This is a genomic window from Brevundimonas sp. FV1ye29L (assembly GCF_058681095.1).
Genome location: NZ_CM178730.1, coordinates 2,060,279 through 2,073,483 on the forward strand (window position 1 = coordinate 2,060,279; position 13,205 = coordinate 2,073,483).

Below are 13,205 nucleotides of genomic sequence, written 5' to 3' on the forward strand. Positions count from 1 at the left end.
TAGTCGTCTGCGAAATCAGGCGGGGGCCTGCCGTCCAGGAGTTCCGCTTGAGCCGCCTTGTTCGCTACAGTTCTCGCCTGATCGCAGGCCTCGCCGCCGCCCTGATCCTGTCAGGCGCGGCGGGGCAGGCCTCGGCCCAGAGCCTGATCCGCGACACCGAGGTCGAGGGGATCATCCATGAATGGTCGGCGCCCGTTCTGGGCGCCATGGGCCTGGATCCGGAAGAGGTCGAGATCCTTCTGGTCAATGACCCCGGCCTGAACGCCTTCGCCCTGCGCGGCCGGATCATGGGTCTGAACACCGGCCTGATCGAGCAGACCTCCACGCCCAACGAACTGCTCGGCGTCATCGCCCACGAGGCGGGCCACATCAAGAACCGGCATCTGCTGCGTGACGGCGTCCAGAACGCAGGCATGCAGCCCTTCCTGATGACCATGGCCCTGGGCGCCCTGGCCGCCCTCGCCGGCGAGCCCGGCGCCGGCGCCATGCTGATGGCGAACAGCCAGTATTTCGGCACGCTTGGCGCCCTGAGGTATATGCAAAGCCAGGAGGGCGAGGCCGATATTTCGGGTGCGAGGGCTCTCGAGGCCGCGGGCGAGTCGGGCAAGGGACTGGTCGACTTCTTCGAGAATTTCCGCTCGCAGGAGGTGTTCTCGGACCAGCGCCGCTATCCCTATTTCCGCAGCCACCCCCTGTCCGGCCAGCGGATCGAGGCCCTGCGTCGCCCGGTCGAGGCCGCCTCGCACTACAGCCGCGTGGACAGTCCCGAGCGGCTGGCCCAGCACGCCCTGATCCTGGCCAAGATCCACGCCTTCATGGATCCGCCCGGAACGACCTTGCGGGCCTATCCCGAGAGCGATACCGGCTTCCCCGCCCGTTACGCCCGCGCCATCGCCTTTTACCGGGACGGTCAGACCGACCGCGCCATCGCCAGCGTGGACACCCTGCTGGCCGAGCAGCCCGACAACCCTTACCTCTGGGAGCTGCGCGGCCAGATCCTGTTCGAGGAGGGTCGCCCCGACGACGCTATCGAGTCCCACCAGAAGGCAGTGACACTGAAGCCGGACGCGCCCCTGTTGCGGATCAACCTGGCCCACGCCCTGATCGAGACCAATGACGCCGGCAATCTGGACCGCGCCATCGATGAGCTGAAACGGGCCGTGGCGCGCGAGGACGACAACAGTCTGGCATGGCGGCTGCTGTCCCAGGCCTATGCCGCCCAGGGCAAGGAGGGCGAGGCCCGCCTCGCCTCTGCCGAAGCCTATTTCGCCGTCGGCGACAAGGATCAGGCCACCCAGTTCGCCCTGCGCGCCCGGCCGTTGCTGGATCGCAGCAGCGTCGAATGGCGCCGCGCTGTGGACATCGTTCTCGCCTCAGGCGCCACGACCCAGGACATCGACGATCTGGATGCGCGTCAGGCCCGGCGGCGTCCGACGGTCATTGAGCCGCCGGCCCGTGACACGCCCTTGCTGCCCGCGCCCGTGGCCCCGCCTGTGGCCTCGCCCCTGCCGACGGCCTGAGCCGCTCTGGATTGCCGACTTCATGACTGACGACGCCCCCTCGCCTGCCCCGACGCCAACCCCCGCCCCGGAGCCGGCGCCGGCGAAGACCGGGCCGGATCGCCTGTCCCGCTGGCTTTCAGGACGCAGCGTCCTGGCCCTGGCCGTGTCGGTCCTGGCGCTCGGCCTCGCGGCCGCGCCCTACGTCCTGCCGCGCGACATCGGCCCCCAGGTCCGCGCCTATCTTCTGGCCCATCCGGAGGTGCTCGACGAGGTCGTCGCCGCCCGTCAGTCGCGCGACGACGGCGCACGGGTCCAGACGACAAACGCCGCCATCGCCGCCAATCCGGCCCTGCTGCGCGCCGACCCGCGCGATCCCGCTTTCGGGCCGCAGAACGCCAGGGTCACAGTGATCGAGTTCTTCGATTTCCGTTGTCCGGGCTGCAAGGCCGTGGCGCCCGACTATGTCCGGCTGATGCAGAGTCATCCGGACGTGCGCTTCGTGTTCAAGGACTGGCCCATTCTGGATCGGGGCGATGATGTCGCCTCGCACTACGCCGCCCGCGCCGCCGTCGCCGCGCATCTGCAGGGCAAGTATCTGGAGGTCTATGAGGGTTTGATGGCGGAACCGGCGCTGGACGAGGCCGCCGTTGACCGGGTGCTGGTCGAGCGCGGCGTCGATCTGGCCCGCGCCAAAGTCGCCATGGCCAGTCCCGAGGTGGCGCGCCATCTGGCCGACATCCACACCACCGCCGCCGCCTTCCAGCTGACGGGCACCCCGACATTTATCATCAACGGCCAGGCCACCGCCGGCATCGCCCCGCAGGAGGTGCTGAAGGCCATCGAGGCCGCGAAGGCGAAATAGCACCGGCTGCCGTCCCCGCGCAGCCAGGCGCGTCATCCGGCAAACCAGCCGTCAGATCAGCCCGGCGAGCGGCGACGAGGGGTCAGCGTACATCCGCCTCGCCATCCGCCCGGCCAGATAGGCCTGACGCCCGGCGATGACGGCGTGCTTCATCGCCGAGCCCATCAGGATGGGGTCTTTCGCCCCGGCGATGGCGGTATTGGCGATGACGGCGTCGCAGCCCAGTTCCATGGCGATGGTGGCGTCCGACGCCGTGCCGACCCCGGCGTCAACCAGCACAGGGACCTTCGCCTGTTCGACGATCAGACGGATATTGACGCGGTTCTGGATGCCCAGACCCGATCCGATCGGCGAGGCGGCGGGCATGATGGCGGCGGCGCCCGCGTCTTCCAGTCGCCTGGCCATCACCACGTCGTCGGTGCAATAGACCATGACGTCGAACCCGTCCCTGACCAGCATATCCAGCGCCCGAAGCGTCTCGATCATGTCGGGGTACAGGTGCGCGGAGTTTGACAGCACCTCCAGCTTGACCAGGCTCCATCCCCCCGCCTCGCGCGCCAGCCGCAGGGTGCGCACCGCATCCTCGCCGGTGAAACAGCCGGCGGTGTTGGGCAGGAAGGTGAACCGGTCCGGCTTCACATGGTCGACCAGCATCGGCTGGGACGGGTCCGACAGGTTCACCCGGCGCAGGGCCACGGTCACGATCTCGGCGCCCGCCGCCTCGGCCGCCGCGGCATTCTGGGCATAGTCGGCGTATTTGCCGGTGCCGACGATCAGGCGCGAGGTGAAGGTGCGGCCGGCGACGGTCCAGGTATCGGAGGCAGCGGCGATAGGGCTTTGCGCGTTCATGGCCCTGATCTAGGCCCACGCGGGCCGAAACGAAACCCGTCTCATCCGCCGCCGACGAACTGGACCAGTTCGATCCGGTCGCCCTCGGCAAGAGCGGTCGTCGCGTGGAGAGACCGCGGCACGATCTCCAGATTGCGCTCCACCGCCACCTTGCGCGGGTCGAGGGACAGTTCGGCGACGAGGTCCAGTATGGTCCGGGCCTCGACCTGTTTCATATCCCCGTTGACTTGAATCTGCATACCGTTAGGTCAACCTGATTGATCGTGATGGGCGCGCCGCTTTGACCCGCGTCGTCTGTCAGTTAAAAGGCCGCCCGATTCATATGCGGCCGCCGCGCCCGGAACCCCGTCAAGGAATGCCAGAAACTCCCGTCATCTACGTCCTGAACGGCCCCAACCTCAACCTCCTCGGAGTGCGGGAGCCGGATATCTATGGCCACGAAACCCTGGCGGACGTGCAGGCGATCTGCGAACGGGCCGCCGGCGACGCCGTCGTGGTCTTTCGCCAGACCAATCACGAGGGTGAACTGATCGACTGGGTGCAGGAGGCGCGCACCGCAGCCTCGGCCCTGGTGCTCAATCCCGCCGGCTACGGTCACACCTCGGTGGCCCTGCTGGACGCACTCAAGACCCTGTCGATCCCGGTGATCGAATGCCACCTGTCGAATCCGGCGGCGCGGGAGCAGTTCCGGCGCCATACCTATGTCTCGCTGGCGGCGACCGGCGCGGTGACGGGCTTCGGCCCGCAAAGCTATCAACTGGCCGTCACGGCCGCACTCGGGCTGATACGGGAACGCGGCCTCGCCGCCGCCCGTTCGCCTCAAGGATAAGAAGAAGGCTCCAGACCGATGGCCGACGCCAAGACCCTCAAGAACGACGCCGAGATCGACACAAGCCTGGTTCGCCAGCTGGCCGATATCCTCAATGACACCTCGCTGACCGAGATCGAGGTCGAGCGCGGCGAGCTGCGCATACGCGTGGCGCGCGAGATCACCGCCGCACCCGTCGTCCAGTACGCGGCCGCCCCGCAGGCCGCTCCGGCGGTACAGCCCGCCGCCGCCGCAGCGCCCGCCTCCATGCCGTCCGATCCCGCCACCATCGTCGCCAGGTCGGGCGAAGAGGTGAAGTCGCCCATGGTCGGCACCGCCTACCTGCAGGCCTCGCCCGAAGCCCCGCCCTTCATCAAGGTCGGCGACACGGTCAAGAAGGGCCAGACCCTGCTGATCGTCGAGGCCATGAAGACGATGAATCCGATCCAGTCTCCGCGCGACGGCGTGGTGGTCGAGGTGCTGGTCGGCGACGGCCAGCCTGTCGAATACGGCGAGGCCCTCGTCCTGCTGCAAGCGTAAGGCGAGCCGATGTTCACCAAGGTCCTGATCGCCAACCGGGGTGAAATCGCCCTGCGTATCCACCGCGCCTGCAAGGAGATGGGCATCTCAACGGTCGCCGTGCACTCCGAGGCGGACCGGGGCGCCATGTGGGTGCGGCTGGCCGACGAGAGCGTCTGCATCGGCCCGGCGCCGGCGGCGAAGTCCTATCTGAACATCCCCTCGATCATCGCGGCGGCCGAGATCACCGGCGCCCAGGCCATCCACCCCGGCTATGGCTTCCTGTCCGAGAACGCCCGGTTCGCCGAGATCGTCGAGGCCCACGGCATGACCTTCATCGGGCCGAAACCCGAACATATCCGGGTCATGGGCGACAAGATCAGCGCCAAGAAGACGGTGCTGGAGGCGGGCATCCCCTGCGTGCCCGGCTCGGCCGGCGAGGTCGAGACCGTCGAGGCCGCCATCGAGGCCTCGAAGACCATCGGCTTCCCCCTGATCGTCAAGGCGGCGGCCGGCGGCGGCGGACGCGGCATGAAGGTCGCCCTGACCGCCGACGATCTGGTCGAGGCCGTCCAGACCGCCCAGACCGAGGCCAAGGCGGCCTTCGGCAATGGCGCGGTCTATATGGAGCGCTATCTCCAGAAGCCGCGCCACATCGAGATCCAGGTCATCGCCGACAGCCACGGCAATGTCGTCCATCTGGGCGAACGCGACTGCTCGCTGCAACGCCGCCACCAGAAGGTGCTGGAAGAGGCCCCCTCGCCGGCCCTGTCGGCCGAGGGCCGCAAGAAGATCGGCGAGACGGTCAACAAGGCCATCGCCGCCATCGGCTATCTGGGCGTCGGCACCATCGAGTTCCTGTGGGAGGACGGCGAGTTCTTCTTCATCGAGATGAACACCAGGCTGCAGGTCGAGCACCCGGTGACCGAGGCCATCACCGGCGTTGATCTGGTGCGCGAGCAGATCCGCGTCGCCGCCGGCCTGCCCCTGTCCTTCACACAGGACGACATCCATTTCGAAGGCCACGCCATAGAGGTGCGGGTCAATGCCGAGAACCCCGAGACCTTCACCCCCTCCCCCGGCCTCATCACCGACTTCCACGCTCCCGGCGGCCTAGGCGTGCGGCTGGATAGCGCCATCTACGCCGGCTATTCGATCCCGCCCTATTACGACAGCCTGATCGGCAAGCTGATCGTCCATGGCCGCGACCGCGCCGAGTGCATTGCCCGGCTCAAGCGCAGCCTGAACGAGATGGTCGTCGGCGGCATCGACACCACCATCCCCCTGTTCCAGAAGCTGCTGCAGGAACCGGATATCCTGTCCGGCGACTACGACATCCACTGGCTTGAAAAATGGGCGGCGAAGCAGAAGACGCCGAACTGACCGATCCCGGGTTCAGCGCCGGAGGCCCGTTCGGCGCATTCGGGCCCGAACAACTGCTGTCCTGCTATGCGCGCGGCGTGTTTCCAATGGGCGAGGCGCGCGATGATCCGCGGGTCTTCCTGGTCGAGCCGGACCAGCGCGGCGTCATCCCGCTGAACGGGTTCCATATTCCGTCCCGGCTGCGGCGGACCGTCCGGGCAGAGCCGTTCGACATCCGCATATCGACGGCCTTCGCCGCCGTCGTCGATGCCTGTGCGGCCCCGGCCCCCGGGCGCGAGGACAGCTGGATCAACGGCCCGATCCGGCGTCTGTACCTGGCCCTGAACGCCATGGGTCGGGCCCACAGTCTGGAATGCTGGAAGGACGAGGTTCTGGTCGGCGGCCTGTACGGCGTCACCCTGGGCGGGGCCTTTTTCGGGGAGAGCATGTTCAGTCGGGAGCGTGATGCATCCAAGATCGCCCTGGTGCATCTGGTTGCGCGGCTGAAACGCGGCGGGTGGAGCCTGCTGGACGCCCAGTTCCTGACCGATCACCTCAGCCAGTTCGGCGCGGTCGAAACCCCGCAGGCGGCTTATCTCAGGCTGCTGAAAGCCGCCCTGAAGGGCGAAACAGACCCGGGGTCGCTGTCGCTGCCGATGACCGGCGCCGAGGCCGTCGACCGGGCTGTCGCCTGAAGCGCCTAGGCCTTGCAGCCCACGATCCAGGCGTCATACAGCGGATGCTGCAGGCCGCTGACGGCGGGGCTGGAGGCGAACATCCAGCCGCGGAAAATCTGGCGGGCCTCGGCGCCGGGGAGCGCGCCGCGCGGCTGCAGACTGACGTCCATATAGGCGATCGCATCCTCGACCGACTCATTCGGGGCCGACAACTCACAGGCGCGGGCCGAAAAGATCAGGCTGTTGTTGAAGCGGACGGGACGCCCGCCCACAACCACCTCGAACCGCATCCGCTCGGCGGTGATCTTGTCGATGGCCTCGACCACAGCGATCCGCAGACGCCGCCGCGGCGCCGGCGCGTCGGGCTCGACCACAACCTCGGCCTTCTCGATCTTCGCCGGGGCCGCGTCCTCGACCGTCGGATCGATATCAGCCGCCTCGGGAACAATGGCCGGAGCGGGCGGGGTGACCGCCACAGGCGATGATGGGGCCGGGGCGCCCGCCGGGGCGCTTTCGACCGGCGCCTGATTGCGCAGCAGATCGCCGATCGGATCTGAGGACGGAGTGGCGGGTTGCGGCGTCGACTGCTGCAAGCCTCCGGCGACGACCGCCCCGCCGGCCAGGGCCAGCGCCAGTCCGACGCCGCCGATCAGCAGGATGCGGACAGCGCCAGATCCGGAACGCGGCGACGCGCGCCCTGTCATTCCGGGGCCCAGGCTTCGTAGTCGCCGGTTGCGGCGGGACGGACGCCCTCTGCGGCCAGGGAGCCCGGCGGACGCCAGGCCAGGGGCGTACCGGTCATATTCGGCTGATGATCCTTCTCCCACCGGCGCCGCGGCAGGGGCGCCTCGGTCGGCGGCTCATCAAACGTATAGTGCAGCCATCCATACCAGTCCGGCGACACCTTCGACGCCTCTGCATAGCCGTCATAGACCACCCAGCGACGCTTGCGGCCGTCATAGCTCTGATGGTCGCGCGACTGGTAGTAGCGGTTCCCGAACTCATCGGCGCCGACCAGACTGCCGCGCCTGGCGATGGTGAACAGGGTGCCGATCGTGGCGCCATTCCACCAGGTGAAGATCTTGTCGAACACTCGGATGATCCAGTCGTTTCGGCCGCGACGGCGGTCGCGCGGCGGTGCGCCCATCATAGAAAGCGCGCGGCCCGGCGTCCAGCGCGTCAGGCCTCCGGCCGCGGTCAACATCTTGGGGGTAACACGACCCCAGACCGCAACATATATTGAAGGCCATGCCGACGCGACCTAGTCTCGACGCTTCTTGCGGAGGTGCGCATGCGTTTCTCGTCCCGCTTTGCTCCGGCGGCGGCCGACCTGACCCTGGACTGGCGCGAGATCGAGCGCGGCGATTCGGTCACGACGACCCTGGCTCCCGCCGCTTGGAGCGACGTTCAGGTCGAAGCCTGGCTGGACTGGGTCGACGCCCTTCCGGCCGCGTCTGACGACAGCGGCGTCCCCCGTTCAGGCCTCGACGCTGTCTTCGAGGGTCGGGCGAGCCGATGGGCGGCGACCCTGGGCGCCCGGGGGATAGAGAACGGCCTGTTCTCCGGCCTGGAGGAAGCCCGGGTCTTCAGCGCCGAACTGACGGCGACCCTGTGGCTGGGACTGGCGGCGCCCGCGGCGCACCGCCGCAGCAGCCGGCGTCCGGCCTTGGATCTGACCCGTCCCGACGACCTCGAGATGCTCCTGACGGCGACCCGCACAGCACGCGCGACAGCCCTCGCCGGCGCGGCCGTCGAGGCGGCGATCGACGCCCTGTCCGCTGTCGGGGATGCCGTGGCCCGATGTGAGGGCCCGGCCCGCGACTGTTCCGACCCCGCGTCCAACCCGGCTCTCGCGCGGGCTGTCTTCGCCGCCCGTCGCACCGGTTGCCTCGACGCGGAGATCCAGCGGGCCATTGCGGGCGAACGGATCGAGCGTCCGCTGCCGGATGGCCCGACCCCGCCCCCGGTTCTCGTCAGGGCGAGCCCCGACCTGCCCGATCAGGGCGACAGTCCGGCGATGCGGGCCGTCGTCGCGGCGGGCCTGACGGAAGCCGGTGTGGTGGTTGCCTTCGACGGGTCCACCGCCGAGGCCCTGGCGGACGCGGACGCGGCGGCAGCCTGCGCCATCAACCTGCCCGCCATCGGCGATGACGAAACGACGCTTCAGGCCGTCGCTCGACTTTGGACGACGGCCCTTGATCTGGCCACCGCCGACGCCGAGGCCGACGAGGCCGGTCGCCCCCTGGTGCTTGGCTTGGCCGGCGGCGCCGACTGGCTGCTGAACACCGGCAGCGCGCTGGATGAGGCGGGGCTTGGAGCATTGTCGGCGGTGGCGGCGCGTTTCGCCCGCGCCGCCTCGGACGCCTCGCGCGAACTGGCGGTGCGGCTGGGCGCGCCCGGAGAGCGCCGCAACCTGACTCTCGGCCTGTTGCGCGATGACGCGGAGCTGGACCTGCGCCTGGGCCTTTCAGGTTTCAGCCATGTCGAGGTTTTCCAGACCGCGGACGGCGACATCGGACGCCGCCTGCGCCCCGGGCTCGCCCAGGTCATGGACAGGGAGACGACGGCGCGCGCCGAGCGGCGGCTGTTCGGCCACCGGACCCTCATCGAGGCGCCCGGGGTCGATCACGAGATCCTGCGCCGCTTCGGCTTCACCGATGTGGAGCTCAGGGCCATGGAAGCCGGGCTTGCAAATGCCGCGACCCTCGATGAGGCCTTCCGCAGTCCCTGGCTTGATCCCGGCTTTGTCCGCGATGTTCTGGGGCTTGAGCCCGGCAGCGACATTCCGCTCCTGATCCGGCTGGGTCTGTCATCGCGCGACGTCGAGGCCGCTGCACGCCATGCGCTGGGGCACCCCGACCTTGGCGACTGGACAGATGCGCCCGCGGCCCTGACGACCCTCCTCGGCCTTTCCGGTGGTGAGGTCGAACGCAGGGTGCGGGCCGCCATCGCCGTCCACAGCGACATCCCTGACGTCCGTCCCGTCGTGCTGGACTGGCAGGCGGGGGCGGACGAGGCCCGCCCCCTCCTGGTCGCCGCGGCGACGGAAGGCCGCCGGGCCTTCGTCGTCCGCCGCGCCGCGCCGCCTTCGAGCCGCCTGTTCGACATCGTCGAGCCAGAGCCGGCTCCAGCCCGACGGCCTGACGTCGTTGCGGGCCAGCCGACTGCGGCCGAAGCCCCTGCCCCGGAACGGATTGTCGAGCGTGTTGTCGAACGCGACCGCACCCGCCGGAAACTGCCCGACCGCCGCAAGGGCTATATCCAGAAAGCGGCCGTGGGCGGCCACAAGGTCTATATCCACACCGGGGAATACGACGACGGCGAGCTGGGCGAGATCTTCATCGACATGCACAAGGAAGGCGCCGCCTTCCGCAGCCTGATGAACAACTTCGCCATCGCCATCTCCATCGGCCTTCAGTACGGAGTGCCTCTGGACGAGTTCGTCGACGCCTTCGTCTTCACCCGGTTCGAACCGGCCGGGCGGGTCACCGGCAATGACTCGATCGGCTCGGCCACCTCGATCCTCGACTATATCTTCCGTGAACTCGGCGTGTCCTATCTGGGCCGCCAGCAGTTGGCCAACGCCGACGCCGAGCCCCTGGACGCCGATGGTCTGGGATCCGGCAAGGCCGATGAACTGGTGCCCGCCGCCCGCTTCATCTCAAAGGGATTCGCCCGCGGCCATGCGCCGGACAATCTGGTCGTCCTGCCATTTGGCCGGGATCGGGAGCCGCCCGCCCCCGCCCCCGAGGCCGTCCAGGCCGACGCCTGTCCCGCCTGTGGCGACTTCAGCCTGCAACAGCGCGGCGGGGGCTGGATTTGCGACAGCTGCGGAATAGTTCCCGCCCTGCATGGCGAGATCGGCTGACGCCAGTGACATAGGCCCGGGCCTCACGAGGCCTCGGCCGTCACCGCCATCGATGCGGGGGCGTCCGGCCCGGTGATGGCGCCGGCCAGCCGCATCTTCCAGACAAACTGGTTCACGCTGGCGCGTCTGCGGTTGTGGATTTTGCGGCGGATGGCGACCCGTTCCGGATCGTCGAGAGCCATGTCATAGGCCCGGTCGACCTTTCTCAACTCGCCGCAGCGCGTGAGAGCCAGCAAGTGCCGGCGAACGGTCTCCTCGGGCAGCCCCGTGAACTTCGCCACCTCACTCCCCCTGACGGGGCCCAGACGGGGCTTCAGCAGCGTCGGGGCGCCGGATCGACCGGGCGCGACGTCATCAAGCCTCAAGTCGGCCCCGGTCAGATAGTTGACGGTAATCAGGACGAAGATGGTGGTGAAACGAAGATCCGGCAGGATCTCCCGGATCAGGCGAACCCCGCGCAGGATATGTGAACAGCCCAGCCTTGTGGCCACCCCGCCGTAGTCATGGATCGGCTGATGCAGGGCATGGTCAGGTCCGAGGCCGCAGGCGCGAATGGCGATCAGCCCGTCCACGAATTCTGTCAGGGCCAGATAGTACTGATCGCGGGCCCGGACGACGGCGTCCGAAGCCATGGCCTCCTGACCCAGGATCACCCCCCCCGGTACGGCCTTGAACACCCCGCGATCGACCAGGGCCAGCACCTTGCCCCGCGCGGTTTCACGCGGGATACCGATCGAGGCGGCGATGCTGAGGAAGTTGGCGGGACGGCGAAGGGCGTCAGGCAAGCTGCCGGCCAAGAGATATTTCCGCATCTCCTCGGGACGGTGGTCGATGTGCTGGATATTGGCCTCCAGCACAGCGGCAATCAGCAAGGCGGAGACGAGATCGTCGTCCAGTGCGTTTTGCGACGCGGCGAAATAGGCCAGGCACATTCTGGCGTTCAGCCAGTTGATCGGCGCGAGCCGGGAGTTCTCGGGCATAGGGGGAGCGGGGCCTGAGTGAATGCCGCGGCGATCCATCGAGCGACGCTGCGGCGGAACCATGGAGTTCGCGAACTGGATATTCAACGACCTGGCCCGCCCCCACGCGCCGGGGGTCTCTTGTAGGGCCCCGACCGATGCGTCCATGCCGCACCAACCGGATTTGGGGGGGCGGCGCGATATTCGGTCTTTCAACAGATCGTAAGGAGATCCCCGTAGAACAGGGGCGAAGATTGCAGCGCTGGCCTGTCCAGCCGGAGCCTGTCCGTGATGAAACGCCTCGTCTTGCCGGCATTGATCGGCGCCCTGATGGTCGCCGCCTCGCCGGTTCTCGCCCAGAATGCGAGTCAGATCGCCAGTGTGCGGCGCGGCGCCCACTGCCCCGGCTGCAACCTGTTCCAGGGCGATTTTTCGGGCCTGGAGAGGAACGGGCTGAACCTGTCGCGCGCGCGGCTGCGTCAGGCCGATCTGAGTCTGGCGGTGATGAACCGCACCCGTTTCGTCCGTGCCGACCTGCGCGACGTGGAGGCCTATGGCGGGGTGTTTTCCAGCGCCAATTTCTCCGGCGCGAACCTGACCAATGCCAGCTTTGTCGGGGCGTTTCTCGAGGGAGCCGACTTCTCGGGCGCCAACCTGTCAGGCGTCAATTTTTCGGGCGCCCAGCTGTCCCGTGCGCGCGGCCTCAGCCAGGTTCAGTTGAACCGGGCCTGCGGCGACGCCTCGACCACACTGCCCGGACGACTCCATATCCGCCCCTGCTGATCCGCAACCCGAGGTTACCGGACGGCAACCTCCTCGCCTTCATTCTTACTGCGATTTAAGTAGGGATTTCCGACGTCAGACGGCATTGAGGGGCCGTGACCCAGACTGCCAGCGCCCTTCACCGTCGCCTCCTCGTCGCCACAGCGTTCGGCGCCGCCCTGTGCGCCCTGCCCGCCGCCGCCGAGGTGCGCCTTGTCCTTCAGGATCGCGACGTCGCCCGTTCAGTGACCCTGGGCGGCTCGTGCAACCGCTGCGAGCTGTCAGGCCGCAATCTGTCGGGGGCGACCTTCACCGGCGCGACCTTCATCAGCGCCACCCTGATCGGGGCCAGTCTGCGCGGCGCCGAACTGGACGGATCGAACTTCTCGTCCAGCGACTTCAGCCGCGCCGACATGCGGGGCGCCGAGCTGTCCGGGGGAAATTTCACGGCGGCGGTCTTCGTCGATACGGCTCTGAACGGCGCCGAGGCGAGCGGCGCGGTGTTCGCCCGCGCCAATATGACCCGGGCCAATCTGTCATCGGCAGAGCTGAACGGGGCGAACCTGAACGGCGCCAACCTGACCGGGGCCAATTTCGCCTCGGCCGAGATGTTCGGCGCGACCCTGGCCAATGTGAATGCGCGCGGGGCCTCGTTCCGCAGCGCCGAGATGGCGGCGTCCAACATGGGCTCGGGCGATTTCGCCGGCGGTGATTTCCGCGATGCGGTTCTGGACAACGCCCGCTTCACGCGCGGCGGCTTCAGCCGGGCCAACTTCGCCGGAGCCTCGCTGCGCCGGACCGACATCCGGGGCGCGGACCTGTCCAGCGCCCTGGGTCTGACCCAGTCACAGGTCAGTGTGGCCTGCGCTGACGACGCCACCCGGCTGCCTCGCGGTCTTCAGCCGGGCGTCTGCCGCAGCCGCACCATTATCCGCATCGCTCCGCCGCGCCCGCCGGCGCCGCCCGTCCCTCCGGTCAGCCGGAACCTGATGATGGCGCAGGATTGACCGACGCCGCGTGCGCTCCGGGGCGGGCGG

The 13,205-nt window shown here is 68.5% G+C and carries 14 protein-coding genes; 9 read left to right on the forward strand and 5 right to left on the reverse strand.

Annotation, left to right across the window (positions count from 1 at the left end; all coding sequences use genetic code 11):
• Nucleotides 1-47: 47 nt before the first annotated feature.
• Both ACW17W_RS10170 and ACW17W_RS10175 read left to right on the forward strand, forming a co-directional pair.
• The gene (locus ACW17W_RS10170) at nt 48-1,520 is read left to right on the forward strand and encodes a M48 family metalloprotease (RefSeq protein WP_492076746.1); all 1,473 of its coding nucleotides are present in this window, start codon (nt 48-50) and stop codon (nt 1,518-1,520) included.
• 22 nt (nt 1,521-1,542) lie between these two features.
• Nucleotides 1,543-2,364 (forward strand): DsbA family protein, encoded by an 822-nt coding sequence (locus ACW17W_RS10175; protein ID WP_492076747.1) that lies wholly within the window; start codon nt 1,543-1,545, stop codon nt 2,362-2,364.
• Nucleotides 2,365-2,415: 51 nt separating this feature from the next.
• Here ACW17W_RS10175 and ACW17W_RS10180 read toward each other — a convergent pair whose 3' ends face one another.
• Complete coding sequence (locus ACW17W_RS10180; RefSeq protein WP_492076748.1) at nt 2,416-3,213, reverse strand: thiazole synthase; 798 nt, start codon at nt 3,211-3,213, stop codon at nt 2,416-2,418.
• Nucleotides 3,214-3,254: 41 nt separating this feature from the next.
• Nucleotides 3,255-3,452 (reverse strand): sulfur carrier protein ThiS, encoded by a 198-nt coding sequence (gene thiS / locus ACW17W_RS10185; RefSeq protein WP_492076749.1) that lies wholly within the window; start codon nt 3,450-3,452, stop codon nt 3,255-3,257.
• A gap of 116 nt (nt 3,453-3,568) precedes the next feature.
• On the opposite strand from thiS, the gene ACW17W_RS10190 reads away from it, so the two are divergent.
• The 4 genes from ACW17W_RS10190 to aat are packed head-to-tail and all read left to right on the forward strand — an operon-like array spanning nt 3,569 to nt 6,597.
• Nucleotides 3,569-4,042 (forward strand): type II 3-dehydroquinate dehydratase, encoded by a 474-nt coding sequence (locus tag ACW17W_RS10190; protein ID WP_492076750.1) that lies wholly within the window; start codon nt 3,569-3,571, stop codon nt 4,040-4,042.
• An 18-nt stretch (nt 4,043-4,060) separates the two neighbouring features.
• The gene (gene accB / locus ACW17W_RS10195; protein WP_492076751.1) at nt 4,061-4,561 is read left to right on the forward strand and encodes an acetyl-CoA carboxylase biotin carboxyl carrier protein; all 501 of its coding nucleotides are present in this window, start codon (nt 4,061-4,063) and stop codon (nt 4,559-4,561) included.
• Nucleotides 4,562-4,570: 9 nt separating this feature from the next.
• The gene (accC, locus tag ACW17W_RS10200) at nt 4,571-5,923 is read left to right on the forward strand and encodes an acetyl-CoA carboxylase biotin carboxylase subunit (RefSeq protein ID WP_492076752.1); all 1,353 of its coding nucleotides are present in this window, start codon (nt 4,571-4,573) and stop codon (nt 5,921-5,923) included.
• A complete protein-coding gene (gene aat / locus ACW17W_RS10205) occupies nt 5,893-6,597 on the forward strand; it encodes a leucyl/phenylalanyl-tRNA--protein transferase (RefSeq protein ID WP_492076753.1) in 705 nt (234 codons plus the stop codon). The genes accC and aat overlap by 31 nt, the downstream gene beginning before the upstream one ends.
• A 5-nt stretch (nt 6,598-6,602) precedes the next feature.
• Here aat and ACW17W_RS10210 read toward each other — a convergent pair whose 3' ends face one another.
• Together ACW17W_RS10210 and ACW17W_RS10215 are read right to left on the reverse strand one after the other, a co-directional pair.
• The gene (locus tag ACW17W_RS10210) at nt 6,603-7,283 is read right to left on the reverse strand and encodes a DUF2155 domain-containing protein (protein ID WP_492076754.1); all 681 of its coding nucleotides are present in this window, start codon (nt 7,281-7,283) and stop codon (nt 6,603-6,605) included.
• Nucleotides 7,280-7,672 (reverse strand): NADH:ubiquinone oxidoreductase subunit NDUFA12, encoded by a 393-nt coding sequence (locus ACW17W_RS10215; protein WP_492076755.1) that lies wholly within the window; start codon nt 7,670-7,672, stop codon nt 7,280-7,282. The genes ACW17W_RS10210 and ACW17W_RS10215 overlap by 4 nt, the downstream gene beginning before the upstream one ends.
• Before the next feature lie 198 nt (nt 7,673-7,870).
• On the opposite strand from ACW17W_RS10215, the gene ACW17W_RS10220 reads away from it, so the two are divergent.
• Nucleotides 7,871-10,447 carry a TSCPD domain-containing protein gene (locus tag ACW17W_RS10220; RefSeq protein WP_492076756.1) on the forward strand — a complete coding sequence of 859 codons (2,577 nt, stop codon included), beginning with the start codon at nt 7,871-7,873 and terminating at the stop codon, nt 10,445-10,447.
• Between the two features lie 23 nt (nt 10,448-10,470).
• Here the strand turns inward: ACW17W_RS10220 and ACW17W_RS10225 are convergent, their stop codons facing one another.
• Entirely contained in the window at nt 10,471-11,427 is a 957-nt protein-coding gene (locus ACW17W_RS10225) for a hypothetical protein (RefSeq protein WP_492076757.1), read from the reverse strand.
• A gap of 270 nt (nt 11,428-11,697) precedes the next feature.
• Here ACW17W_RS10225 and ACW17W_RS10230 point away from each other — a divergent pair, with 270 nt between their 5' ends.
• Together ACW17W_RS10230 and ACW17W_RS10235 are read left to right on the forward strand one after the other, a co-directional pair.
• Complete coding sequence (locus tag ACW17W_RS10230; RefSeq protein ID WP_492076758.1) at nt 11,698-12,189, forward strand: pentapeptide repeat-containing protein; 492 nt, start codon at nt 11,698-11,700, stop codon at nt 12,187-12,189.
• Nucleotides 12,190-12,284: 95 nt separating this feature from the next.
• Nucleotides 12,285-13,175 (forward strand): pentapeptide repeat-containing protein, encoded by an 891-nt coding sequence (locus ACW17W_RS10235; protein ID WP_492076759.1) that lies wholly within the window; start codon nt 12,285-12,287, stop codon nt 13,173-13,175.
• Nucleotides 13,176-13,205 lie beyond the last annotated feature (30 nt).